Source organism: Methanoregula sp. (assembly GCF_003170075.1).
In the GTDB taxonomy this organism is placed as follows: domain Archaea; phylum Halobacteriota; class Methanomicrobia; order Methanomicrobiales; family Methanospirillaceae; genus Methanoregula.
The window spans coordinates 1-24,247 of sequence record NZ_PMZU01000016.1 but is presented as its reverse complement, the minus strand read 5'-3'; the positions used below and the strand labels follow the sequence as shown (position 1 = coordinate 24,247).

22 protein-coding genes and 1 pseudogene are annotated in these 24,247 nt (G+C 54.2%); 8 read left to right on the top strand and 15 right to left on the bottom strand.

Features of this window, described 5'->3' with window-relative positions; translation table 11 throughout:
• Window positions 1-146: 146 nt before the first annotated feature.
• Entirely contained in the window at window positions 147-1,790 is a 1,644-nt protein-coding gene (gene ilvD, locus QZN75_RS01325; protein ID WP_292423766.1) for a dihydroxy-acid dehydratase, read from the bottom strand.
• 157 nt (window positions 1,791-1,947) lie between these two features.
• On the opposite strand from ilvD, the pseudogene QZN75_RS01320 reads away from it, so the two are divergent.
• The 3 genes and pseudogenes from QZN75_RS01320 to QZN75_RS01310 all read left to right on the top strand — a co-directional run bounded on the left by QZN75_RS01320 (window position 1,948) and on the right by QZN75_RS01310 (window position 4,787).
• Window positions 1,948-2,910 (top strand): annotated as a pseudogene (locus QZN75_RS01320) (IS5 family transposase).
• Between the two features lie 145 nt (window positions 2,911-3,055).
• On the top strand, window positions 3,056-3,748 hold the full coding sequence (locus tag QZN75_RS01315) for a hypothetical protein (protein ID WP_292423763.1): 693 nt from the start codon (window positions 3,056-3,058) through the stop codon (window positions 3,746-3,748).
• 538 nt (window positions 3,749-4,286) lie between these two features.
• Complete coding sequence (locus QZN75_RS01310) at window positions 4,287-4,787, top strand: DJ-1/PfpI family protein (protein WP_292423762.1); 501 nt, start codon at window positions 4,287-4,289, stop codon at window positions 4,785-4,787.
• A gap of 848 nt (window positions 4,788-5,635) precedes the next feature.
• On the opposite strand, the gene QZN75_RS01305 is transcribed toward QZN75_RS01310, so the two are convergent.
• The 3 genes from QZN75_RS01305 to QZN75_RS01295 are packed head-to-tail and all read right to left on the bottom strand — an operon-like array spanning window position 5,636 to window position 7,002.
• A complete protein-coding gene (locus QZN75_RS01305) occupies window positions 5,636-5,872 on the bottom strand; it encodes a hypothetical protein (protein ID WP_292423759.1) in 237 nt (78 codons plus the stop codon).
• 48 nt (window positions 5,873-5,920) lie between these two features.
• Entirely contained in the window at window positions 5,921-6,373 is a 453-nt protein-coding gene (locus QZN75_RS01300) for a DUF5814 domain-containing protein (protein ID WP_292423757.1), read from the bottom strand.
• Window positions 6,370-7,002, bottom strand: coding sequence for a DUF2150 family protein (locus QZN75_RS01295; RefSeq protein ID WP_292423755.1), 633 nt, complete (start codon window positions 7,000-7,002; stop codon window positions 6,370-6,372). Before QZN75_RS01295 ends, QZN75_RS01300 begins: the two co-directional genes overlap by 4 nt.
• Before the next feature lie 170 nt (window positions 7,003-7,172).
• On the opposite strand from QZN75_RS01295, the gene thiI reads away from it, so the two are divergent.
• Complete coding sequence (thiI, locus tag QZN75_RS01290; protein WP_292423752.1) at window positions 7,173-8,375, top strand: tRNA uracil 4-sulfurtransferase ThiI; 1,203 nt, start codon at window positions 7,173-7,175, stop codon at window positions 8,373-8,375.
• Window positions 8,376-8,409: 34 nt separating this feature from the next.
• Here thiI and pap read toward each other — a convergent pair whose 3' ends face one another.
• From pap to QZN75_RS01275, 3 genes are all read right to left on the bottom strand, one after another.
• Window positions 8,410-9,888 (bottom strand): polyphosphate:AMP phosphotransferase, encoded by a 1,479-nt coding sequence (gene pap, locus QZN75_RS01285; protein ID WP_292423749.1) that lies wholly within the window; start codon window positions 9,886-9,888, stop codon window positions 8,410-8,412.
• A 160-nt stretch (window positions 9,889-10,048) separates the two neighbouring features.
• Window positions 10,049-11,230 (bottom strand): O-phospho-L-seryl-tRNA:Cys-tRNA synthase, encoded by a 1,182-nt coding sequence (pscS, locus tag QZN75_RS01280; RefSeq protein ID WP_292423746.1) that lies wholly within the window; start codon window positions 11,228-11,230, stop codon window positions 10,049-10,051.
• Complete coding sequence (locus tag QZN75_RS01275; RefSeq protein ID WP_292423743.1) at window positions 11,231-11,410, bottom strand: hypothetical protein; 180 nt, start codon at window positions 11,408-11,410, stop codon at window positions 11,231-11,233.
• A gap of 166 nt (window positions 11,411-11,576) precedes the next feature.
• Here QZN75_RS01275 and QZN75_RS01270 point away from each other — a divergent pair, with 166 nt between their 5' ends.
• Both QZN75_RS01270 and QZN75_RS01265 read left to right on the top strand, forming a co-directional pair.
• Window positions 11,577-13,019 carry a saccharopine dehydrogenase C-terminal domain-containing protein gene (locus QZN75_RS01270; RefSeq protein ID WP_292423740.1) on the top strand — a complete coding sequence of 481 codons (1,443 nt, stop codon included), beginning with the start codon at window positions 11,577-11,579 and terminating at the stop codon, window positions 13,017-13,019.
• A gap of 33 nt (window positions 13,020-13,052) precedes the next feature.
• Complete coding sequence (locus tag QZN75_RS01265; RefSeq protein ID WP_292423737.1) at window positions 13,053-14,246, top strand: type III PLP-dependent enzyme; 1,194 nt, start codon at window positions 13,053-13,055, stop codon at window positions 14,244-14,246.
• A gap of 72 nt (window positions 14,247-14,318) precedes the next feature.
• Here QZN75_RS01265 and QZN75_RS01260 read toward each other — a convergent pair whose 3' ends face one another.
• The 3 genes from QZN75_RS01260 to QZN75_RS01250 all read right to left on the bottom strand — a co-directional run bounded on the left by QZN75_RS01260 (window position 14,319) and on the right by QZN75_RS01250 (window position 16,828).
• On the bottom strand, window positions 14,319-15,068 hold the full coding sequence (locus QZN75_RS01260; protein WP_292423734.1) for an ABC transporter permease: 750 nt from the start codon (window positions 15,066-15,068) through the stop codon (window positions 14,319-14,321).
• A 3-nt stretch (window positions 15,069-15,071) separates the two neighbouring features.
• Window positions 15,072-16,058 carry an ATP-binding cassette domain-containing protein gene (locus QZN75_RS01255; protein ID WP_292423731.1) on the bottom strand — a complete coding sequence of 329 codons (987 nt, stop codon included), beginning with the start codon at window positions 16,056-16,058 and terminating at the stop codon, window positions 15,072-15,074.
• A gap of 377 nt (window positions 16,059-16,435) precedes the next feature.
• The gene (locus tag QZN75_RS01250; RefSeq protein ID WP_292423729.1) at window positions 16,436-16,828 is read right to left on the bottom strand and encodes a hypothetical protein; all 393 of its coding nucleotides are present in this window, start codon (window positions 16,826-16,828) and stop codon (window positions 16,436-16,438) included.
• Window positions 16,829-17,051: 223 nt separating this feature from the next.
• Between QZN75_RS01250 and QZN75_RS01245 the strand changes: the two genes are divergently transcribed.
• Entirely contained in the window at window positions 17,052-17,999 is a 948-nt protein-coding gene (locus QZN75_RS01245; protein WP_292423727.1) for a DNA adenine methylase, read from the top strand.
• A gap of 265 nt (window positions 18,000-18,264) precedes the next feature.
• Here QZN75_RS01245 and lon read toward each other — a convergent pair whose 3' ends face one another.
• Window positions 18,265-20,649, bottom strand: a complete 2,385-nt coding sequence (gene lon, locus QZN75_RS01240) for an endopeptidase La (RefSeq protein WP_292423723.1) — start codon at window positions 20,647-20,649, stop codon at window positions 18,265-18,267.
• A gap of 55 nt (window positions 20,650-20,704) precedes the next feature.
• Window positions 20,705-21,124: a MarR family winged helix-turn-helix transcriptional regulator gene (locus tag QZN75_RS01235; RefSeq protein WP_292423719.1), complete on the bottom strand. Its 420-nt coding sequence runs from the start codon at window positions 21,122-21,124 to the stop codon at window positions 20,705-20,707.
• A gap of 233 nt (window positions 21,125-21,357) precedes the next feature.
• On the opposite strand from QZN75_RS01235, the gene QZN75_RS01230 reads away from it, so the two are divergent.
• The gene (locus QZN75_RS01230; protein WP_292423716.1) at window positions 21,358-21,780 is read left to right on the top strand and encodes a YkgJ family cysteine cluster protein; all 423 of its coding nucleotides are present in this window, start codon (window positions 21,358-21,360) and stop codon (window positions 21,778-21,780) included.
• A gap of 200 nt (window positions 21,781-21,980) precedes the next feature.
• Here the strand turns inward: QZN75_RS01230 and QZN75_RS01225 are convergent, their stop codons facing one another.
• The 3 genes from QZN75_RS01225 to QZN75_RS01215 form a co-directional block, all read right to left on the bottom strand.
• Window positions 21,981-22,556, bottom strand: a complete 576-nt coding sequence (locus QZN75_RS01225) for a hypothetical protein (protein ID WP_292423714.1) — start codon at window positions 22,554-22,556, stop codon at window positions 21,981-21,983.
• A gap of 15 nt (window positions 22,557-22,571) precedes the next feature.
• Window positions 22,572-23,942, bottom strand: a complete 1,371-nt coding sequence (locus QZN75_RS01220; RefSeq protein ID WP_292423711.1) for an NAD(P)H-dependent oxidoreductase — start codon at window positions 23,940-23,942, stop codon at window positions 22,572-22,574.
• 22 nt (window positions 23,943-23,964) lie between these two features.
• On the bottom strand, window positions 23,965-24,247 hold a 283-nt coding region (locus QZN75_RS01215), incomplete at its 5' end, for an AbrB/MazE/SpoVT family DNA-binding domain-containing protein (RefSeq protein ID WP_292423708.1).

Genomic DNA, 24,247 nt, shown 5'->3' with positions numbered 1-24,247 from the left:
GGGCGCCCCGCCGGGGGCGGCGGAGTCATCGTAATAGGCGTTTCCTCTGGCGTTAGCCCCCATCAACTTATTTGACGAGGTCTGGATGTACCCGCACAATTCAGCGAAGAGTCGAAAAACTGGGGAGTATTATTGACTCGCAGCAGTTATCTCTGCACTGCGCCGAGGTTAGCCTGCTCCACGGTCTTAGCATAGCGTGCAAGAACGCCGGTCAGCTGTTTTGTCACCGGTTTCCATGAGGCTTTCCGGGATTCAAGTGTTTTATGGTCGATCAGGAGATCGATTTTTTTGGTAAAGAGATCGACTGCTATGCTGTCGCCATCGTGCACAAAGGCGATCGGCCCGCCGACCGCCGCTTCCGGGGCAACATGTCCGACACAGGGCCCCCGGGTGCCGCCCGAGAAGCGCCCGTCCGTGATGAGAACGACTTTGTTATAGCCCACACCCATCAGGGCCGATGTTGCAGAGAGCATCTCCGGCATGCCTGGCGCTCCACGGGGACCTTCGTTCCTGATGATCACGATATCGCCCTCCCTGATCTGACGGGAGAGAATCGCAGCCATTGCCGGTTCTTCACCATCGAAGACGCGTGCCGGACCGGTGTGCTTCCACATCTCTTTTGGAACCGCCGCACATTTTACCACCGCACCGTCAGGTGCAAGCGACCCAAAGAGGATCTTAAGACCGCCGGCCGGGCTCACCGGTGCATCGGGGCTTTTGATGACATCTTCGTTCTTTATCGCTGCTTCACGGGCGATCTGGTGAATGGTCTTACCAGAAACCGTCGGGACATCATCCAGGTATTTTTCGAGGCGTTTGATCACTGCCGGGATCCCCCCGGCCCGGTACAGGGTCTGCATTGAGTGGGGACCTGATGGCTGCATGTAACAGATATGCGGGATCTCGTCAGCGATGCGGTTGAAATCCGCAAGTGTGAGCGGGACTCCGGCCTCCGTTGCAATCGCCATGAGATGAAGCACGGTGTTCGTTGAACCGCCAAGCGCCATGTCCATGCGGATCGCATTTTCAAGGCTTTGTTTGGTAATAATATCGCGCGGCGTGACGTTCTTTTTTACTATCGAAACTACAACCTCCCCGCTCTCCCGGGCGATCCGAAGTTTTGCCGCGTCAACAGCAGGAATTGCAGCACAGCCGGGCAGGGACATCCCCATCGTCTCGGTCATACATGCCATCGTGTTTGCGGTATAAAGGCCCTGGCAGCTCCCGCAGCCGGGCATAGCGCAGCACTCCAGATCTTTTAAGGAATCCTCACTCATGCTCCCGGCGGCAACTTTCCCGACACCTTCAAACACATCGATGAGCGAGAGATCTTTTCCTCCGATATTTCCGGGAAGCATCGCCCCACCGGTCACCACAACCGTGGGAATATTTGTCCTGACTGCCGCCATGAGCATGCCGGGCACAATCTTGTCGCAGGTTCCGACACATACGAGGCCGTCAAACCGGTGGGCCTGTGCCATGAGCTCGATGGAATCCGCAATGTTCTCCCGTGAAGGAAGTGAGTACCGCATACCCTCGTGGCCCATGGCAATCCCATCGCAGATGCCGATAACCCCGAATTCAAACGGCACGCCACCCGCAGCAGCAATTCCTTCCCGTACCCGGTCTGAGAGCTGCCGCAGATGGATATGACCCGGCACAATCGTATTGTACGCATTGGCAATACCGATAAACGGAAGTGTCATCTCCCGGTCGGTCATCCCAAGCGATCGCAGAAGCGAACGGTTGGGCGCCCGTTCGTACCCCTCCTTAACCATGTCACTTCGCATATGCGTCATTGCCTGAAGATTACCTCCCATGCTTCATGAATCTGTTGCAGGGTACCAAATGGCAATAAAATTACATCACAACAAAAATCCCATAGAGAATTCCGAAAAACCATCGAAAGACCCATAGTACTTTATCTTAGCAGATCGAAGGAGGAGTATGGAAACTCTTGTCGATTTTGCATTAGAGGAACGGTACAAGAGCATTAAACAACTCGGCGATCGGTTAGAGGAGTTTTCCACACTGATCGAATGGGACTGTTTCCGAACGGTAGTGGGAGATATCTACCAAAACAGAAGCGAGCAGGGAGAACGGCCGAACATGGGTATCGTCCTCATGGTCAAGATGCTGGTACTCCAGTCGATGTATAACCTCTCGGATCCGGAACTTGAACGGCAGGCCAATGATCGGATATCGTTCATGAAATTTCTTGGATTTCCCGAGAAGATCCCGGATCAGACGACGGTCTGGTATTTTCGGGAGCGCCTGGCAAAGACCGGTAAAGACAAAGTAATCTGGCAAGACCTTCAACGGCAACTCGATGCTAAAAAACTGAAGATCCGGAAAGGTACGATTCAGGATGCAACATTTATCACCGCAGATCCCGGTCATGCCACGGTCAATACACCGCGGGGAGATGAGGCAAAAACCCGGAGAAGTAAGGATGGTACATGGACGAAGAAAGGGAAAAAATTCTATTTTGGATACAAACTCCATACCAAAGAGGATTGCGACTATGGCCTGATCCGGGCGCTCGAAGTTACGACCGCTTCAACACACGATTCGCAAATCGACCTATCCAAAGAGAGGGAAGTCATCTACAGAGATCGAGGGTACTTCGGCACTGAAACCGAGGGGTTCAACGCTACCATGCAACGAGGAGTATGAAACCATCCTATCGGTATCCGGGACATTCTCAGAAACAAACGAATCGCAAGGATTCGATCTCCCGGTGAACTCCTGTATGCCGTCATCAAGAAGGTGTTCCATTCCTCTCACAATCAGGTTACTACCGTTCTAAGGGTTCATGTAAAAATTGTGTTCTCGGCGTTCAGCTTCAACCTATACCAACTGGCCACTCTCAAAATACAAGAGGTTCTCGAGCGGATGCTGTCGTTATAAAACTGAAATGTAAACTAAATCCCGGGTATCTGGACCGGGCAGTCTCACATCGTTAATCCGTTCAAAACGCCGGGGGTTATTCGAAATACTCTTACATAAATTATTAAGTACTCTAAAGTAGCATTCACAAATGGAGGAAAAGTGAATGGATCCTGTATTTGCTAATGTGTTAAATCAATGGTACGCGACAATCCTGACATATGTTCCCAGTATCTTGGGTGCACTTGTTGTTCTTCTTGTCGGCTGGATTGTCGGCCGCCTTCTGGGTAAGGCTGTCCGGATTCTTCTTGATAAGATTAGCGAGATGCATATTGTCGAGCAGGTTGCCCACCAGGGCTCCTTTGCCGGATCGGTCAAAAACGCCGGGATCACGGTTGGGTATATCGGCGATATCGCGGTGCGGATCTTCGTTTACCTGATTGCGGTTCTTGCGGCAGTCGACATCCTCAACATGGATTACATGAGCAAGCTCATGACCGTGGTTGTCGAATACATCCCGCATATCGTTGCGTTTGTCATCATTCTGTTGGTAGGTCTCCTTCTTGCGGATTATTTCGTCGATTTCCTTGCAAAGTACTATGCAAAGCAGGATATTACGTTCATCTCGCCGTTCCTGTTCCTGCTCCGGATCTTTTTGTACTTCGTGATTGTAGTCCTTGCCCTTTCCCAGCTGATGCTCGACCTCACCATCATCTACACGTTTGTTACACCGGTTGCATGGGGTATCGGTCTTGGCCTTGGCGCAGCCATTGCCATCATCATCGGCTTTGGGCTCAAGAACCGCAGCGAAGCGATCATGGACAAGATCATCGAATCAGTGGTAGCTAAGAAACCATAAAATTTTTAATTATTCTTTTTTCTGGACGCTCATCCTTCTGACACGTAATAAAACCCTTGAAACCTTCTTCTGCCAGGTAAATAATCGGCCTTGGCGCAGCCATTGCTGTCATTATCGACTTCGGTTTCCAGGGATCATAAGTGAAGCAATCATAAGTCTGGTGCCCGGGAACATTCCTGAACAATAAAATGGGTGTTTTGGTATCGATCGCTGTCAAGACAGAAATAATGGCTCTGTAGAAATCCTTGTTTTTTCACAAAAGGATCTCAGATAGATTGACGGAGGGGACAGTGCCTGTCCCCCCAAACCGCCCCTCCGCTTTGCGATGATGTCGTATTACCTTCACGGGGGTTATCGCTCCATGGGGGTGCCTCAAGCGTGCGGGGGCGGAGGCATAAAAATGCCGTAGCCCCCAAGAGCGTTAAAAGAAATATTTTGAGGATTTCAACAGAGCCGAAATAATCCTTTTTTATTGGTAACGTGTCCAACTCTGCTGTTTACCAATCCTCAAATATGAAGAAAGAAAATCCCGGATACCATGAAAGTAGTCATCTCAGTTGCACCGGAGAAATATCGAGATAAAGAGCTGGCCGAGCCGGTCGCGGCCATAAATAAAGCCGGGATTGTGTTCGATATCGCATCGACCCGCCCCGGCCCCTGCACGGGAATGCTAGGCGGAAAAATTTCCGCAGGGATCTCGTTTGAGGAGATTGATCCGAAGAGTTACGACGGGCTTATTATTGTCGGTGGCTCCGGGTGCCAGACTCATCTCTGGGGAGATAATATGCTCGTTCAGCTGGCCCGGTGTTTCCACGAATCCGGAAAAGTTGTTGCTGCGATCTGCCTTGCGCCCGCCGTGCTCGCCCGGTCCGGGATCCTCAAGGGAAAGAAGGCGACGGTCTATAACAGCCCTGCTGCCTTTTTTGAGATGAAAAAAGGCGGGGCTGTGCTTGTCGGAGAGCCCGTTGTGACCGACCATAGGATCATCACCGCGAACGGCCCGGCTGCCGCCAGGGATTTTGCTGCGGCGGTGGTATAGGAACTATCCGATGAATTTTAGTGAGTGCCGGGCAAAAACATACGATATTTTTTATTTTTTGTGGGGACCTTTCCAGAAGTTCCTGATTTTGTTTTTGTCCTGAATTTGGATGCGGATGATCCCGCACTGAAGATCTAAAAAAAAAGGTGTGGGTGTCTTTCCCTCATATGATGATGGATTCCTGTTGGATTACTGATTGTTGTGAAGAGATACTTGTAACATCCTGCATCAGGACCGTGTCGCAAAGCAGGTTTACCTCCACACCTGGTAAGGCCTGCCATCGGGTGGAGATTGGCAGAAACCGGCCCGGGCAGATGTATGCCTGTTGGGATCACGGTCCTGAAATGATTATCCTGCCCTAATCGGGCAGCAAGAGGAATGTGAGTCAAATCATGTCTCTGCTTTTTGGATCATCTCCTTTTTGGCAATTCTATGGAGAATCTGCGACCGGAGCCGGCAGATTCCCCGGTTTTAGTGCCATCCCATGGCACTTGCGTTGCCGATTGACAGGGTAAGGGCGCAGAATGCCATGAGTGCTGCATAGTAGATTTTTGGGGTTTTCATTCTGGATCTCCGGTATGTTGTTCCTGCAGGTGTTTGTGATTCCCGTACAAACACCATGTAACATATGTTTTACATTTTGTAATAAATGCTTTTCGGATGGCATGATGGAGATTTAAAACGGTTCATGGGGAAGTGCATGCCGGAATCAGGTATACCTGAATAATTGTGCAGGGAAAAATACCTCGCGGTGATGCATTCGCAGGGTGAAAAACAATTATTCAGGTACCCGGTCCAAGCTCAAAAAAACGGTGAGATTCTGCACATCCGGCACACGACCCGGATCTTTACACGCCGGTCACCATCGCCCGGATCTGCCGGATCATCGTGAAGAATTCCCCGGCATCCGGCATTCCTCTGGCAAACCCCGCATCGCTGTACCATTCAGGGAGCGCCATGACCGCGAGTGACGGCCCCGCGTGTCCTGATGCGGCAAGAACCGGTACAATTTCGGCATTTATGAGTTCGCGTCGGTCGCTAGGATAGTAGGAGATGAAGAACCGGGCTGCGGTTGTCCGGCGCACAATAAATCCCCCGGACACGCGGAAAAACGGAACCTGTCAGGATCCGGCTCACCGCTCGATGAGCCGGATATGATCCACGGTCTTTTGTGCAAGGGCATCCTGTCCCTGCAGATGCGCCACATCCGCAATCGCTTCAAGCACGTGCACGGACTCTTCCAGGAACGAGAGCACATCTGCAGGAAAGATCTCGATTCCATACTCATCGGACAGGTATGCCGCGATCTGACGGTGATCGAGGCCGTTTTCGCGCAGTTCGATAACTTTTATTGCAAATTTTTTCTCGGGGCAGCCGCAGAGTGGCGAATTTTTGCACTTGCACCGGAGAAAATCGTTAAAAAAACTCAGGAGCTGCTCTCGGATGGCAAAGTCAAGTGCGTCGAAATTAAAACGGGTGGTGATGGTTTCGAGCATTACAGGGTAAAAGGCGTGGTCGGGCACCCGGTAGCCGGCGAGCCGTTCGATCTTTTTTGCGTGACGGAACCGCGCCCGGTCGGCGATCAATCGTCGTCTCCTGTTGATTCGTCGAAATTTTTCAGTGAGCCCATCGCCTCATACATCCGCTCGCACTCAATGAGCCACTCGTCAAACAGGGTCGGGTTCTCAAGGTCGTCCTTGACGTATTTCCCGCAGCAGGCAGCGCCGTCGATCACGGCTGCACCGATATTTGCGGCAGTCTCAAGCGCACCTTCCATGTCCTTCTCGATCTGCCCCTTGCCCTTTTTCACAAGCGTCTTGATATCCTTGTCAAACTCCCCGCCAAGATATTTCCGGCAGGATGCAAAGAGGACGAGTTTGGGGAGCTGGAGGAGCTCGATGAGCTCCTCAATGTCGCTCTTTGGCGCGGCGGACATGACAATAGATTCGACCTGCCCGAGCCGGTCAAACGCTTCCTCTTGTGAGAAGCGCTTGTTCTGGTACAGTTTCACGACCTTAAGCACCGCAAGAGTGATGTCGACCGAAAAACTGTCGAGCACCCGGAATCCCTCGGGCATTTCTTCGCTTTTCGGGTCGACCTCAAAACTTGCTTCGCCCAGTGATTTTACCCAGTTGTCCCAGCGTTCCTGGTTATAAAAAATGTAGAACAACTTGAGCGGTTCTTCTTCTGCTTTTTTACTCGCCTTTTTCGCCATTTCAGTACAGTATTCGTTCCCCTGATTAAAGAGTTTCGTTATCCCGTATACGTAGTGTTCTCCTCATCTATTCGCGACACCTGAACCAGATGCGGGACCCCGGTCCCGCCTTATCCACCGGTGACTGCCAACGGTTATCACCTCATGCCCTCAAACATCTAAGAACGACCATGGTAGGAGATCAGGGCAGGCCGGTGCCGGAAAAAGTTGTGATGATAAGGTACGGCGAGCTTTTCTTAAAGAGCGATCCGGTCAAGTACCATTTTATCGGCATTCTCCTGCGCAACATCCGGCAGGCACTGGGAGCGGCCGGCCACTCCTGCCGGTTTGAAAGCCCCCGGGGGAGGATCTTTATCTACGGTGAAAAACCCGATGAGATTGCGGGCATCGTCTCCCGGGTATTCGGCGTCGTGGGTGTGAGCGTCTGCACCCGGGTTGCCGCTGACCCGGATGCCCTGCGTGACGCGGCAGTTCTCCTTGCAGCAGAACATCTTCATCCCCCCTGCCGGTTTGCCGTCCGGGGAAAGCGGCAGAGCAAGACCGGCATGAACAGCCAGCAGCTGGGCGAGTATGTCGGTTCGGCCATCTACGATGCGATCCCCGGTCTTTCTGTTGACCTCTCGCATCCGGAGTACGAACTGTTTGTGGAAGTCCGGGACTGCGGGGGCCTTGTCTACGATTCCCGGATCCCGGGGCCGGGCGGCCTGCCGTGGGGCTCGCAGGGGAAGGTGCTCTGCCTGCTATCATCGGGGATCGATTCCCCGGTCGCCTCATGGCTCGCAATGAAACGGGGCTGCGAGGTATCACACCTGCACATGGATGGCGGCCGGTGGGCAGGCGGCGATGTGAAAACAACCGCGATCGAGAACCTCCGCCGGCTTTCGCTCTGGTGCCCGGGAAGCGAAATGCAGATGATCGTTGCCGACACCGAACCGTTCTACGACCGGATGCAGGAGCTCCGCATCCCGCCCCGGCTGCGGTGCGTGCTCTGCAAGCGGTTCATGCTACGGGCGGCCGGCCGGCTGTGCGGACGCGAGGATGCGCAGGCAATTCTCACCGGGGAAAACATCGGGCAGGTCGCATCCCAGACGCTTGCAAATCTTGCGGTGATCTCCGATGCTACGACAGTCCCGGTGCTCAGACCGCTTATCACGTACGACAAGGAGGAAACGATCACCCTTGCCCGGAAGATCGGGACGTTCATGGACAAGCCCGGCGATCTTGCCTGCCGGGCAGTGCCACGGATGCCGGCGACGGCGGCAACGCAGGATGCGGTAAAAGAGAGCGAAGAGAAACTTGCTATCGACGAACTGCTGGATGAGGTGCTCGCCCGGGTGCAATATGTTACCGCACAGAACGGTAAGATTACCTGAAAAAAAGTGAGCTGCGGGAGGAGCGACCCCGCCATCATTGCAACAACTGTTCGCAGTAGTCCGCGACCGTTTCGAGCGTTTTTGTCCGGGCATACCACTTGTCATCGGACTCGATCACCGTCCACGGGGCATACTTCGTGCTCGTCTTTGCAAACATCTCATCGATGGCCACCCCGTAGAGGTCCCATTTCTCCCGGTTCCGCCAGTCCTCTTCGGTGATCTTCCACTGCTTGAGCGTATCGGTCTCGCGCTGCGTGAACCGTTTGAGCTGCTCTTCCGGGCTGACTTCGAGCCAGAACTTCAAAAGGCCGCCGCCCCAGTTCCGGAACTCTTCTTCCATCTCGTTTATCTCGGTATATGCACGTTTCCACTCAGGCTTAGTACAGAATCCTTCGACCCGTTCGACGAGCACCCGGCCGTACCAGCTCCGGTCGTAGATCGTGATGTGGCCGGCAGCGGGATAGTTCCGGATAAACCGCCAGAGGTACTGGTGCTCCTTTTCGTCATCGTTCGGGGCTGCAACCGGCATCACACTATAGCCACGGGGGTTCAGGTCATGGGTGAGACGCATGATAGTCCCGCCTTTCCCGGCGGCATCCCGGCCCTCGAACACGATGGCGAGCGGGATGTTGCGCTTGTAGATGTGGTACTGGAGGTCCCGCACCTTTTTCTGGGCAGCGAAGACCCGTGCCTCGTACTCTTTTTTCTCCCGCAGGTCCGGTGCAGCAAAACGGCGGGCGACCGGCACGATTGCCGGGCTGAACCGGAGCTTTGTCTTTGTCCCCAGCTTTTTGCGGCGCAGAATTACCGGGATGTTTTTTTCGAGCGTCTTTACGACAGTTGTGTAACTGGTGAGGACCGTGTGGTTCGCATCGGTCGCCCCGACCACCGTCCACGGCGCGTACTGGGTGTCAGTCTTTTTGAGGAACTCTTCGATGACCGGGAGGTAGGCATCATAATCGCGGTGGAAGTCCCAGTCGCCTTTCGTGATCATCCACGAGGTGAGCGGATTTGTTTCCCGAATAAGGAGCCTTTTTTTCTGCTCTTTTTTGCTGATGTGGAGAAATATCTTGACAATAATCGTCCCGTCATCCGAGAGATCGCGCTCGAACCGGTTGATGGAACAAATGGCCCGGTCCACGCGTGTCTCCCAGCCCGGGCCATCGGTATTCTCGGCAAGCGCCCGGCTGTACCAGCTCCGTGCAAAGATCGCAATCCTCCCGGCCGCAGGAATGCGGTTCCAGAACCGCCACATGAGCGGGTGTTTCTGTTCCTCATCGGTTGGTGAACCGATGGAGGAGAGGGCGAATCCCCGGGGGTCCAAAAACCGGATGAGCTCCTGGATAGTCATCGTGATCCCGGATGCGTTCCAGCCTTCAACGAGAATGATGACGGGGATCCTCTCGTCCCGCAGCTGCCGCTGGAGCTCGCCGAGCCGCTCCTGCAGAGGCGCAATTTTGTCGGCAAACGTTTTGTCATCGGTTTTTTTGGAGAGATCGCATTTTTTGAGCATGGTATTTCCTTTTCGGGCGGAGAGGCGGGGTTGATCCATCGTAGTTACTCAGCCTTTTGTCAGCGGTTCAGATAAAACCAGTGCCGGGAAAAAAGGGGGCAATGCCAATGATTGATACGCCCGGCAGGATGCCCCCTCACCACCGGGCAGAACTAAAAAATTACGCCCCAATCTTCATCCCGTTCTCTTGTGCCACCGCCACGAACGCATCGGCAAGGTACCGGGCCTGCTTTCTGGTCGTCCCGTAGGTGTTGAACTTCCAGACCCGGGTCGCGCCGGGGATGAGGCCGAAGATTCCCTTGTCGTTTAACGCGGACGAGAGGAAGAATCCCTTCTTCTTGTGCGTCTCTGCAATCCGGTCAAACGAACCGGTCGTATCGACCCGTGTCAGCGTGTGCTTCCGCGGGTACTCGGAAAGAATTTTTGTCCCGTCAATCGAGAGCAAAGCTTCCATCACGATTTTGTTGTTTTCCAGTTCCCGATCGAAATGCTTGACCCGCTCCTTTACGTGCGGGAACGAAGCCATCATGCCGACAAGCGTCGCGCCCATCAGCGTGCAGCCCATCAGCTCCGGTTCCTTGACACCGAACCTGCGTTTTGTCACGTCGCCTTCGATGGTCGTTGTGCGGAAAACTTCCTTTGCCCGTTCCGCGGTCGTGGCAAGGACGCCGGACGGTGCGGGCGACGCCATGCTCTTATGGCCCGAGCCGACCACAAAGTCGACACCCATTGCTTTCCCGTCAACGGGCAGGATGCCAACAGTGTACGCACCGTTGCAGAGGACCGGGACATCGTTCTCACGGGCAACTTTTGCAATGCCGGTAACATCGTGCAGGTTCCCGTACTGGTAATCCACGTGATCGATAAAGGCAAGGACCGGCGCTTTCCCGAACTTCTTTTTCACTTCATCGATCTTTGCCACAGTGGCTTCGGGCGTGACGATGTGCCCCGCATCAGCCGGGATCTCGCAGGCAACACCGCCCGCTTCTTCCACCGCGAGGAATTCGGTGTAATGCGAGAGGGAGGTCAGAAGAACCGGGTCGCCCTTGTTCACGTACGTATGAGCAACTGCCTGAAATGCCCGCCGGGCACCGGGCATCATCCGGGCTGCGTCCATGCCAAGCCATGCCGCAACATCCTTATGAAATTCCGCAATTGGTGGTTTTGAAATGCAGTCGAGCCGGTTTGGCTTCCTGCAGTTATCGCAGACCGAGTACCCGTCACAGTACGCGATGATCGCTTTTATCGCGTCGCCCGTGAGCCGTCCCCCCGCCTGGATTGGATCAACGTTGATGAAGAGCTCGTTTACCTGTCGGGCCTCGATTCCCGCCCCGCACTTCATTCAGAGCATCTCCTGCTTTAAGGAGCTGACCTGCCGTTCGAGGTTTTCGAGCAGTCGTGCCGCTTCTGCTTTCTGTGTTTCATCCAGTTCGTGTGTTGGTGCGGTCTCACGCAGGAGTATTCGGAGATCGGTAAGCAGATAGGTCGTGGAAAAGATCAGGTCAACAGCCCGTTTTGACAAGAGATCACCTACTTGTATATTGTACCATCCCAAAATAAGTAATCACTTTTTCCCGGCCGGTACAAGGCTCGTTATTGCTCCGGTTTTCTCTCATTCTTTTATAACGTAAAAGCGCATAAAATACACACTGGAGAGAAAAGCAAAATAAAAACCCGGGAGGGTTAGGATGGACTTTAAAAACAAAGTGCTCATTATCGGTTATGGTTCTGTGTGCCGGTGCACGCTTCCCATCCTGCTTCGGCATGTCAATATACCGCTTGAGAATATCACGATCGTTGATTTTAAAGAGAAATCCCAGGATCTTAAAGCGTATACGTCCCGGGGTCTCCGGTTTTTGAAACGGAAGATCACGCCCGAAAATCTCACCACGATCCTGTCCGAGAACCTCGCGGACGGAGGGCTCCTCATCGATCTCGCATGGAATATCGACTGCGGGGATATTCTCCAGTGGTGCCACGACCACAATGTGTTGTATGCCAATACCTCGGTCGAGTCATGGGACCCACTGGGTGTACGTTTTACCGCAAGCCCGTACGAAAAATCCCTGTACTTCCGGCAGATGAGACTCCGCGAACTCACCCGCGACTGGAAGAACTCGACAACCTGCGTGGTCGATCATGGCGCAAACCCGGGCCTTATCTCTCACATGACAAAACAGGGGCTCGTGGATATCGCAAACCGGATGATCGCGGACGGGATTGCCACGGACCCGAAGCGGTTCACCCAGCTCATCAGGGAGAAGCGCTTTGCCGAACTTGCGATGGAAGTCGGGATCAAGGTGATCCACTGCTCCGAGCGTGACACGCAGATCTCGCGGAAGCCAAAAAGGGTGGACGAGTTTATCGGCACCTGGTGTATTGAGGGCCTGCATGAGGAAGGCACCGCGCCGGCCGAGATCGGATGGGGAACTCACGAAAAGGAACTGCCCGCCAATGCACAAGTGCCATCCGAAGGGCCAAAGAACGCGATCATGCTGCCCTACATGGGGATCAATACCTGGATCCGGTCCTGGGTACCGAACGAGGAAATCGTGGGCATGGTGATCCGTCACGGCGAGGCTTATGGGATCTCCGACCGGTGGACGGTCTGGCGCGATGGGAAGGCGATCTACCGGCCGACCGTTAACTACGCGTACCTGCCCTGTGACGCGACAATTGCATCGCTGCACGAACTGCGGGGCAGGAATTACGAACTCCAGCCCAAGATGCGAATCATGAACGACCTTGAGATCACAAGCGGTTCCGATATCCTTGGCGCGCTCCTGATGGGCCACCCGTACAAATCCTGGTGGACGGGAAGCATCCTGTCCATTGAAGAAGCGCGGAAGCTTGCGCCGGGCCAGAACGCGACGACCATCCAGGTTGCGCTGGGTATTGTCTCCGCCGTTATGTGGATGATCGAGAACCCGAAGAAAGGGTTCTGCCTGCCCGATGACCTGCCCCACGAGTTTGTGCTCAATATTGCAAAGCCCTATCTTGGAGACTTCGTGTCCGGGCCATCGGACTGGACACCCTTAAAAGATCGCGCTGTCTATTTCCGGGAGAACCCTGAAAACAATTATGATCGGTCCGATGTCTGGCAATTCAAAAACTTCTTATTTGTCCGGTGAACCAACACTGTACATAAAATAAGGGGAACTGATGTGGACACAACGGTAAAAACATGCGGGAACGATGCGAAGGCCTCTCACATCGACCGGGGAAGTCGTCAGAATCTGCAGCAGCTGGCACGGGAAAACGGAACACCGGTTTTTATTATAGACCACGAAAAGATCCGGGAAAATTACCGCGAGTTCAAAAAATTTCTGCCGAAGGTTCAGGTCTATTTCGCGGTCAAGGCAAACTCGAATCCTGAAATTGTGAAAACTCTTCTGGACATGGGATCAAGTTTCGATGTGGCCTCCATGCCCGAGTTCATGATTGTCTACGAGTTTATTAAAGACCTGCCCGACAAGGAACGACAGGACTGGATCTGGGACCGCATCATCTACGCAAATACAATCAAGCCCATCGAGACGCTGGAAGAACTCAACCAGTACAAGCCTCTCGTGACATTCGATAACATCGAGGAACTCAGGAAGATCCGGGCACATGCACCTCAGGCAGGTCTCGTCCTGAGGCTCCGTGTCCCGAACACCGGCTCGATGGTCGAACTCTCGTCAAAGTTTGGGGCGGACCCGGGCGAAGCGGTGGATCTTATCGCCGCGGCCTTTGACCACGGCCTTGTTGTTGAGGGTTTAAGTTTTCACGTCGGCAGCCAGTGCACGAACTTCGAGAATTATGTCGAGGCGCTCCAGATCTCCGCAAGTATTATCGAGGAATGTGAGAGCCGGCTTGGTAAAAAAATACGGATTCTCGATATCGGCGGCGGGTTCCCGGTGAAGTACAACCCCGAAGTACGGTCCATCGAGGAACTTGCGGTAAAACTTAACGCGGAGATTGCACGGCTCTTCCCGGCCGACATGGAGATCCTTGCCGAGCCCGGCCGGTTCCTGGTCGCCAATGCCTGCATGCTTGTGGCAAAGGTTATCGGGAAAGCCTACCGGAACGGCAAGCCCAGCTACTACATCAACGACGGCGTCTACCACACCTACTCGGGGCAGGTCTTCGACCACTGTACTTACCCGGTGCTCGCGTTTAAGGAAGGCCCAAAGCAGATCTCGGCGGTCTTCGGGCCGACCTGCGATGCGTTCGATACGATCACGCTCTCGGCCGAACTGCCGGATCTGGAGATCGGTGACCTCGTCTACTCGGTAAATATCGGGGCGTACTCCCATGCCTCGTCCACGCACTTCAACGGTTTTCCGCCGGCAAAAGTCGTGCACATCAACAAGTAATTTTTTTAGGTCGTTCAAAAGAGATATTCCTGGTTTCCCGCGTTTACCGATAAAAAACGGGATTCGCTGTTTTCACACCGAGATTTTCCGGAAGAGGTACGCCCCGATAACGGTCATCGCGACCGCGAACCCGGCAATCACCGCAGCGCTGATGATCGGGTTGATCTGCGAGACCCCGGTCAGGCCGTACCGTATTCCCTCCACCCCGTACGTGAGCGGGTCAAGGAGGGTAACCGGTTCGAGCCAGCCGGGGAGGGAGCTGATCGGGAAGAGTGCTCCCGAGAGCCCGAAGAGCGGGAAGACAACAAAGTTCATGATCAGCTGGAAGCCGGTCATGTCCTCCATCCGGGAGGCAATCGCAATCCCGAACGCAGTAAATGCGATCCCGACAAGGATCATGAAACCGAGCGCGACAAAGAAACCTGCGGGGTTTTCAATCCGCAGTCCCATCAGGACGGCGAGCACCATCAGGATGATCCCCTGGATCACCGCCGTGGTTGCGCCTCCGACAGTCTGGCCGAACATGATCTCCAGCCTTGTAACCGGTGCAATAAGAGTCTCTTTCAGGAACCCGAACTGCTTGTCCCAGATGATCTGGATGCCGGAGAAGACTGAGGTGAAGAGCACGCTCATCGCGACCATGCCGGGCACCAGAAACATCACGTACTGCTGCCCGAGCGACGTAGCGCTGACCACTGAATTAAGGCCGAAGCCGAGAAAGACGAGGAGGAAGAGCGGCATCGCGATGCTCCCCACGATCCTGCTTTTTGACCGGACGTACCGCTTCATGCTCCGCAGCCAGATGGTGTAAACGATATCCATGATTTAGTGCCTCATCATCCTGAAATGCATCCGCATCGCGTCTTTGCGGCTGATGTCCTCATCGCGGATGGTCTTCCCGGTGAACGAGAGAAAGACGTCCTCGAGTGTCGGTTTGTGGACGGAGATCGAGGTAATGGAAACCTTCTCCTCGTTCAGGCGCGTCACGATCATGCTGAGGTGCTGTTCGGCATTTTCGAGGGTAAGGATCACCTCACCGTCATGCGTCTCCAGCCGTTTGATCCACGGCACGGAAAGCGCCGTGGAGATCTTGGACGTGTCCGGTGACTGTATGGTCACTACATCACCGCCAATCGATTCCTTGAGCCGGGCAGGAGTGTCAAGCGCGATGATCTTCCCGTGGTCGATGATCGCGATCCGGTCGCAGAGCCGGTCCGCCTCCTCCATATAATGGGTCGTCAGGATTATCGTGATGTTCTTCTCCTTTGCGAGATCCTCAATATATTTCCAGAGGTGGTTTCTTGTCTGGGGATCAAGGCCGAGTGTAGGTTCGTCCAGGAACAGGACGGCCGGGTGGTGCAGGAGCCCCCGTGCAATCTCGAGACGTCGCCTCATCCCGCCGGAAAATGTCTTGACAATATCATTCCTCCGGTCGAAAAGCTCGACAAGATTCAGGAGTTCATCGATCCGCTGCTCCCGGGTTTCCCTGGGGATCCGGTAGAGCCGGCCGTGGAAGTCCATGTTCTCCCATGCGGTGAGTTCTTCGTCGAGACTCTGGTCCTGGAAGACGATCCCGATCGCTTTTCGGACACCGTCCTGGTCTTTTTTGATATCGATGCCCATGATTTGGGCGGCACCAGACGTAGGTTCGAGCATGGTCGAGAGCATGGCAAGCGTGGTGGTCTTGCCGGCACCATTCGGGCCCAGGAGGCCGAAGATCTCACCCTGCACGATCTCGAAATTGATCCGGTCCACGGCCACGAGATCACCAAAGCGCCGGGTCAGGTCTGCGACGTGTATTGCGATTGTCAAATTTGATCACACCTTTTTAGTTTATCGCGGCAGCGTCCGGGGATCGCCCCACCTTTTTTCCGGTTCCGGGCGGTATATTGTCGACGAATGCCATTATCTTTAAGAGAAACGCCTTCACCGGGCAGGTTCCGTTGCCGAAGATCGCAAGGGAGAATGGTGAGCGCAGGCAAACTCCGCGATTTTTCGCAGTGCGGTGAAAAATTAAACAGGCTGATCATTGTAATGGTTTTTTCCGACCTATTCCTCCGGTGGGACAGGTCGGGATATAAGGGTTTGGCCGGGAACCCTCACACATGAGTTTATTGATTTTCAGGATTCGAGTATGAAGGTCTTTTGTTCATACTTGTTCTGCCGCAGAGTACGGGAAAAAAGGGGTATTATTCTTTCTTTTTTCCATCCTGTTTTTGTTTCAGAACGTACCATGCTCCGAGTCCGATGGCCACAATCACGATAATCACGATCACAAGAGACTCAGGACTGGTTGAAAAACCAATTGTCCGCGGGACTGCAGCCATCTCTCCCTTCGGGCCATCAAGGGCGGAATCGTCTGTGCTGATTCCAACCTGGATGAGTGAGGGTGTTACCTGGTATTTTGCAGGAAACGTCGCGTTTGCAAGGGATACATTCGTCACGTTGAGATCACCGGTCGTCACGAGCGGGTGTGCCTGCCTGTCGCCAGCGGGAACCACCGCACTGGTCGCGGGCATGCAAAAACCAAAGACGACGAGTGAACACAGGACAAGTACCAGAAACGCCGGTTTGCTTTTCATGAGAATCTCACTTCAATACCAGGCTGGTTCCGGACTCTCCATGAGGTTTGTGGTCGGGTGCCGGCAAGAACCGGTTACCGGCACCCGGAAGTTCCGGGGTGCAACCGGAAGAACCGTTACCTGAGGGAGTCGGGCGGGTCGCGGAAGGTGCCATCCATCCACTCATGGTAGTTGATAAAAGAGTAATGAGATACCTGATAGCTGCGGGTGTTTACTGGACCGTATGGCAAAACACATGCGACTCGTTTCCGGTGCACGGCCCTTCCTGAAATGGGCCGGGGGAAAATCACAGTTACTTGGCGAGTTTGGCAAACGCCTGCCTGAGGGATACCTGAAAAACAAAACGATCACCCGCTATGTCGAACCATTCATTGGCGGCGGCGCTGTGTTCTTTTATCTTAACCAGAGATTTTCTTTTGAGCAGTGCACGATTGCCGATCTCAATGAGGAACTCGTCCTGACCTACCGGGTGATCCGGAAATCCGTCAATAGCCTGATCGGCGAACTTGAAATGCTGGAATCCGCGTATCTCGATAAGAACGAGCGGGAGCGTGAAGCGTATTATTATGAGATCCGGGATGCGTTCAACCGGGACCTGCCGGCAATTGATTTCCGGCACTACAATGCCCGGTGGATCTGGCGGGCGGCGCAGATCATTTTTCTCAACCATACCTGTTACAACGGCCTGTTCCGCGTTAACCGGAATGGCGGGTTCAACGTCCCGTTCGGGAGGTACAAAAACCCGGACATTCTCAACGTGGATAATCTCATGGAGGTTGCCGCACGGTTAGAAAACACCCGGATTATCCGGGGGGATTTTACAAAATGCAGGAAGTACGTGGACGACCGGACCTTCGTGTACTTCGATCCCCCCTACCGCCCGCTGAACGCAACCTCCTCCTTTACCACTTATTCACGGGGCGGTTTCTCCGATAAGGACCAGAAACGGCTTGCAAAATTTTTCAGGGAACTTGACCGGAAAGGTGCGACGATCATGCTGAGCAATTCCGATCCCGGAAACGAGAAGTCCGGAGACTCTTTCTTTGACGATCTCTATGCCGGGTACACGATCGAACGTGTCCCGGCCAAAAGGATGATCAACTGCAACGGTGCCCGGCGCGGAGCAGTGAGTGAACTCGTCATTACGAATTACGGGACCAAAAAAGCGTAACCGTGGTCGTGTGCGACGCAGGATTCCTGTCGTTTTAAACCAGCCGTGTGCAATCTGTGTCCGGATGGCGGATCAGCCGTCCGATCAAAGGGGGGAGGGCACTGCCGGAAGAAGACCTTTTTTTAAGGCCCGCGATCGACCCACCGGCCAGCCGTTTCCCGGATGCTGTCGATTCTCTGCACCAGCATGGGGGGGAGCCAGATGGCATACACTTTCCAGCTGCCTCCCGGATTTTCCCGATTGACGTTGCCCCCACTTTTGAGTTTCAGATGTTCTGCACCGGGATAAAACTGTTCCCTGCGTGCATGACCACGGTCCGGGGCAGCTCGATCGCCAGCGCCTCTTTCAAGACCTCCTCAACGGTCTCGACTGGAAAAAATGTCAGTTCGCTACGGGCATCTTCGGGCACGTCCTGGAGGTCCCGTTCGTTCTCCTTTGGCAGGATCACCTTTTTGATTCCCGCCCGGTGTGCGGCGAGAATCTTCTCCTTGATGCCGCCGACAGGCAGCACTGCACCACTTAAGGTAATCTCCCCGGTCATCGCAAGATCCGGGTCAACGGTTTTGCCCGTGATCAATGATGCGAGCGCCGAGAAGATCGTCACGCCGGCCGATGGGCCGTCCTTTGGGGTTGCCCCCGAGGGAACATGGATGTGGATGTCGCTCGTGATGAAGTTAAACCCGTTCTGCGTATGGGCGAGCCGGGACCGGATGAGGCTCAATGATATGGTCGCCGATTCCTTCATTACGTCCCCGAGCTGGCCGGTGAGGGTTAGCTTGCCGGTCCCGGGCATGAATGTACCCTCGATAAAGAGGATCTCCCCGCCGACCGGCGTCCATGCAAGGCCGGTGACGACACCGGGGACAGGCTCTTTTCTCGCCACTTCCTGCCGGATCACTTCCTTTCCAAGGATCGCTGAAAGATTCTCCGGTGTTACCACGAATGGCAGCTCAGCGGTACCGGAGACGATCTTCTCAGATACGTGGCGTGCGATCTTTGCCATCTGCTTCTTGAGCCACCGGACTCCTGCCTCCCGGGTGTACTTTTCGATGATCAGCTTCAGTGCCTTATCTTCAATCCTCAGTTTGTCCGTATCGAGGCCATGCTCGGTCAGGATCTCGGGCATCAGGTGATCTTTTGCGATGGCAAACTTCTCGTTTTTCGTGTAGCCCGAGATCTCGATGAGTTCCATCCGGTCGAGCAGCGGCGCCGGGATGGTCGCAAGGGAGTTCGCGGTAGCGATGAAGAGTACATCGGAGAGATCGTAGGGGACTTCGAGATAGTGGTCCGAGAACGTGCAGTTCTGCTCCGGGTCGAGAACTTCCAGGAGTGCACTCGCCGGGTCGCCCGTGTACGAGGTTGAAAGTTTGTCGATCTCGTCGAGGATAAAGACCGGGTTTTTCGTGCCGGCTTTCTGGATGCCCTGGATGATCCTCCCGGGCAGGGCCCCGACATAGGTCCTCCGGTGCCCCCGGATCTCGGCCTCGTCCCTGACGCCGCCAAGGCTGATCCTGACGTACTTCCTCCCGAGCGCCTCCGCAATACTTTTCCCGAGACTCGTCTTCCCGGTGCCGGGCGGGCCGGCAAAGAGGAGGATTGAGCCCTGCTTTTCCTGCCGGAGTTTCATGACCGCGAGGTGCTGGACGATCCTTTCTTTGACCTTCTCAAGGCCGTTGTGGTGGCTTTCGAGCACCCGGCGGGCCTGCGCGATATCGATGCTCTTTTTCTCCTCTGTCACCCAGGGGAGATCGAGCAGGAGGTCGAGGTAGTTCCGGATCACGGAACTTTCAATATTCTGGCTGCCGCCGGTCTCGAGTTTTTTTACCTCCACAAGGGCTTTCTTGCGTACTTCCTCCGGCATCTTTGACTTCCCGATACGTTCCCGGTAGCCACCGTCACCGGCCGTGCCTTCTCCCGCACCCAGTTCCTCCTGGATTACCTTCAGCTGCTCCCGCAGCATTGCCTCCCGGTTCGATTTACTCACCCGGTCGGAGACTTTTTCAGCCATCTCGATCCGGATATTGATATTCTCCCGTGTCCTGATGAGGAGCTCAAGGAAGGTGATGTACCGCTGCCTGACTGAGGCGATCTCAAGAAGCGCCTGTTTCTCGGCAAGGTTAACCGGCAGGAAAGGCATGACAAAGCCCATGATCCGGTCGACGGAATCCATCTGGTCGATCGGCCGGGTGAACTGTTCGGAGCCTGAAAAGCGGCTGCTGATCTCGTGGATGGTGCTTTTTACGTCCGCGAGGATCCGGGCCTGCAGGTCTTCTCCGAAATCCATGAGATCCGGGACCGGCTCGTATGCGGCAAAGAAGTGTCCGTCCTTTTCAGACAGGGAGACTGCTTTTACTTTTTTTACGACATCCGCGCAGACCAGGTAGCCGCCATCGGCAACCTGCACGTGCGTGATCCGGAACAGGTTCCCGGTTTTATACAGCGACTCTTTTGTTAATTCCGAAAACCGGGTGCCGCTTTTTACTGTGAGGCCGATCGCATGTTCTGCGTTCTGGTCGCTCATTGCAGCGAGCAGGTGCTCTCCGGTGGCCCGGTCGACCGGGAACTTTGTCCGGCTCTCCGGGTAGGCGACAACCTCAAAGAGTGGTATAACAATCTTTTCCTGCGAATCCTGTATTTTTTCCGACTCCATGATCACTCCATTTATTTAGTTCGAATTTACCTAACTAAAGTGCAGGATAAAAAAATTACCTGACTTTCTGCAGGATCCCGATGAGGAGATCCAGTTCGTCTTCGTCCAGCGAATCGATCATCTGTTCAATCACCCGTCGCATGGCGGCCTGTTCGGCCTGTGCGATCTTTTTTCCTTTCCCGGTCAGGCAGATATACTGGATCCTCCCGTCATCGGGACACGGTTCCCGGTACACGCAGTCCATCCGGACAAACCTGTTGATCATCTCGGTGATTGTGGGTTTTGAGTTTTTTGTGATCTCAGCAAGCCTGCTGAAGGTGACTTCTCCCTGTTCATCGATGACTTTCAGGTAGGCGATCTGCCTGACCGTCATATCCGAGAGCCCGCATTCGGAGAAGATTAAAGAGGAGCATTCTTTTTTTATCTTGAAGAGTTTCTCAAACTCCCCGAACAATTGCTCCTCCCTGTCCATCATACACCGATCTTTCATTAGTTAGGATTTACCTAATCATAAAGATACCGGTCCGGTATCCCTTGTCTGGTACGATTTCATGCGGGTGGTGGTTACGGGGCGTCGTCCCGAAATGCATTCACGGCCGGACAGATCGAACCGGTCACATGTTCCGGCTGGCCGGCCCGGAGTGCATGGCAAAAACATATCGGCAATTATTATCCCGATGCCGGCAAAAATAGTGGAAGAGAACTCCCATGGACAACGAAGTACCAGAAGACGAGCCCTGCGGGCAGTGCGGGCTCTGCTGCCGGATCTTCGGCCCCGGCATTGCGCCGACAACGGCTAACGTGTATGTCTGGATTGATCAGGGGCGGACCGATATCCTGCGCTGGTTTGTTGCGTTTCTGGAGAACGGCAGCACTCCGGTTAACTGTACCGATCTCCGGGCCGAAGACCTTGGGGACGTTGTCTCTGTCGAGATGCGCAACCCCGACACCGGTGAGTACGTTACGGTCTGCCCGTTCCTGCGCCGGGTCGCAAAAGGGCGGTATCTTTGCGGGATCCACCTGGTGAAACCTGAGATGTGCTGCAATTACCAGCCATGGATCTGGGGCGAGACGTACTTCAACAAGTGCAAAGGGCTAAAGAAAAAGCAAAATACCCCCGGGTCTCTTTAACCCGGGTGCTTAGTCTTTCCTTTGCCCATCGAATTTTTTTTCACCGCCTGGCCGGATCCTGCGTGGCAGTGCGGCCGGCATGGTATACGTGGGGCTCAACTTACATGGGAGAGAAGAGGACACTTATACCTGTTACGAAGGCACGAATGGCAGTGCCAGTGTAAAAGAGTTCCGGTAAAAAAATCCCGGAATCCCCCCTCTTACCTGCCGCTTTGTCCTGATGGGAAAAAATATTTTCTCTTTATATGCCCCGGGTACCAGATCGTGAAGATAATCCCGGCAAGGAGGACAAGATACGTGAGCGGCGGGGTAATCCCCCCGGCAGAGTGAGGGTATGCGAATGCGAGATAGTCCAGGATAAAATTTATCACAAAGATACCGCCCCAGACACCCGTCATCAGGACGTTTACCCGGATAAACGCCGGTTTCTCCCAGAGAGTCCGGTCCACCATGTCCCGTGCATACTGCAGGGTGAATGGGATTTTTACAAGGATTGATCCAAAGGTGACTGCGGCGAGTGCCGCATAGATCAGCATTCCCATAACCGGGAGGAGCCCGGTCATGCCAAGGACGCCGACCGCGATAAGCAGGGAGCAGAACAGCGCCAGGTTTGCCCACGTCAGGATCATGCCTTTTCTGAGATCAGAAAAGCCGATGATGACGGTAATGATCAATGCAGCACCCAGTGCGACCATGACGCTCGCGACAGAACTTCCTGCAAGTAATCCATAGACGATCAGGGGGAGAAATCCCTGCAGGATGTTCACGCTCTTCATGGTATTCTCCTCTCCTCAGGCATTCCTGAGCACCGGTTTGAAGGGCTCTATCATGTGGTGTTTCAGATCGGCAAACACTTTTTTCCGGAAACCGGGGATCCTTGTTAACGGGATGAGGATTGCATTGAACACGCGGGTCTTCAGGTCAGACTGCGGGAAATCGAACAATCCGTGCTCCACATAGTACCGGTAATCTGCCTGGAACACAAACCTCATTCCCCCGTAGATGCTGTCCCGGAATATCTTGTGGCCGCCGACCGCGTAGAACGTATGCGGCGGGATGTAGCCGGTTTCTGCTGCCTGCACGAGACGTGCTGCCAGGGCATCGAGCAGGGCATCAAGCTCGACGGAACTCATAACCTCATCCGTGACAAACTGTGCATGACACCCGCCATTGTCCGCCCATGCGGTGAGTGCCTCTTTGAGGCCCGGGATCTGGTGGAGGGGCCCTGCAATCACAAAGCCGACCTGTTTGCCCTTAAGGCCGGGGGTATGCCCTTTGAAAAAACTCCGGTCGAAGAACTGTTTCCATGCCGATGAGAGATACCGGTCGTGCACCTGGCCTGCCATGATGATGATATCCGCAGGCACCAGTCTGTTCTTATAAAAGTCAATGTACCCGTCGGCATATACACAGGTATTGTCATAGGCGCACTGGCAGCACCCGAGACAACCTCCCATAATATTCACATCATGGAGATTGATCATCTCAACGGAACCGGAAAAATTCTTTTTGAGCCGGTCTGTCATTGCCGCAAGGTTGGGTGAACTGCGATCGTCATCAGTGAGGATAACAACCTTTTTTGTACCGGCAAGAATGGGTTTTTGTTCTTTACCCGGAACATATGCGAGGGAGGGCCAGACAAGCGGGGCGTTCTCCCGCTGGACCGGCATCTTTTCCTGTACTGCGGTGACATGAAGGGAAGTAAATTTCTCCAGGCGCGTCCGTTCCTCCCCGGATAAGAGATCCTTCATGTCCGCTGAATAAAACCCGAGGTACTTCATGCCGAGATCGTCGCTTATGGCATGGATGTAGGCATGGGCGGTCTGGTCGAAGAAATGGATCGATGTCGAGAGCGATGCGGTGTAGGTCCCGGCGAATGCATCCTCTGCTTTCCTCTCGAAGATAAGTTCGATAAAGCGCTTGTACTGGGAGCATACGACCATAACATAGAGCGGGAATGCCCAGAGGACAAGGTCTGCGGACCGGATGCTCTCAATGGTTTTATTCCAGAGCCCGGTATCGTTTTCGATCTTTCTTATTTCATGAGCTACATTGAGAATTTCATACGTATGTTCCGGGAATTTCTTCCGGATATATGCGATGTACTGCATCGTGACACTGATATCGCCCTTCGGGCTGCCGTTCAGTACAACAATTTTCATGATTGTCACCCCCATTTTGCCCCTATTCATCCGGTTTGCCTGCACTGTCAAGGATCTTACGGGCGAATTCCTGGAGGGCATCTGCTTTCACGAGCGCTATGCCCCGCTCTGTATCGCCGAGCACCAGCAGGATGTCCCCCTGCCTGATGCCGAAGATCTCCCGGGCTTCCTTGGGGATGACGACCTGCCCGCGTTCACCGACCTTCACACTGCCGAACAAGTGCCGGGTCTTCTCCTTTCTGGGTGCGATCATCTCGTCTACCAGATCCTCGGTCCCACAATTTTTACTTTTCATACTTATCATA

Coding starts and splice junctions, on each gene's coding strand:
- ilvD (WP_292423766.1), bottom strand. CDS start 1,790: ATGCGAAGTGACATGGTTAAGGAGGGGTACGAACGGGCGCCCAACCGT.
- QZN75_RS01315 (WP_292423763.1), top strand. CDS start 3,056: ATGGATCCTGTATTTGCTAATGTGTTAAATCAATGGTACGCGACAATC.
- QZN75_RS01310 (WP_292423762.1), top strand. CDS start 4,287: ATGAAAGTAGTCATCTCAGTTGCACCGGAGAAATATCGAGATAAAGAG.
- QZN75_RS01295 (WP_292423755.1), bottom strand. CDS start 7,002: ATGGCGAAAAAGGCGAGTAAAAAAGCAGAAGAAGAACCGCTCAAGTTG.
- thiI (WP_292423752.1), top strand. CDS start 7,173: ATGGTAGGAGATCAGGGCAGGCCGGTGCCGGAAAAAGTTGTGATGATA.
- pap (WP_292423749.1), bottom strand. CDS start 9,888: ATGCTCAAAAAATGCGATCTCTCCAAAAAAACCGATGACAAAACGTTT.
- pscS (WP_292423746.1), bottom strand. CDS start 11,230: ATGAAGTGCGGGGCGGGAATCGAGGCCCGACAGGTAAACGAGCTCTTC.
- QZN75_RS01270 (WP_292423740.1), top strand. CDS start 11,577: ATGGACTTTAAAAACAAAGTGCTCATTATCGGTTATGGTTCTGTGTGC.
- QZN75_RS01260 (WP_292423734.1), bottom strand. CDS start 15,068: ATGGATATCGTTTACACCATCTGGCTGCGGAGCATGAAGCGGTACGTC.
- QZN75_RS01250 (WP_292423729.1), bottom strand. CDS start 16,828: ATGAAAAGCAAACCGGCGTTTCTGGTACTTGTCCTGTGTTCACTCGTC.
- QZN75_RS01245 (WP_292423727.1), top strand. CDS start 17,052: ATGGCAAAACACATGCGACTCGTTTCCGGTGCACGGCCCTTCCTGAAA.
- lon (WP_292423723.1), bottom strand. CDS start 20,649: ATGGAGTCGGAAAAAATACAGGATTCGCAGGAAAAGATTGTTATACCA.
- QZN75_RS01235 (WP_292423719.1), bottom strand. CDS start 21,124: ATGATGGACAGGGAGGAGCAATTGTTCGGGGAGTTTGAGAAACTCTTC.
- QZN75_RS01230 (WP_292423716.1), top strand. CDS start 21,358: ATGGACAACGAAGTACCAGAAGACGAGCCCTGCGGGCAGTGCGGGCTC.
- QZN75_RS01225 (WP_292423714.1), bottom strand. CDS start 22,556: ATGAAGAGCGTGAACATCCTGCAGGGATTTCTCCCCCTGATCGTCTAT.
- QZN75_RS01220 (WP_292423711.1), bottom strand. CDS start 23,942: ATGAAAATTGTTGTACTGAACGGCAGCCCGAAGGGCGATATCAGTGTC.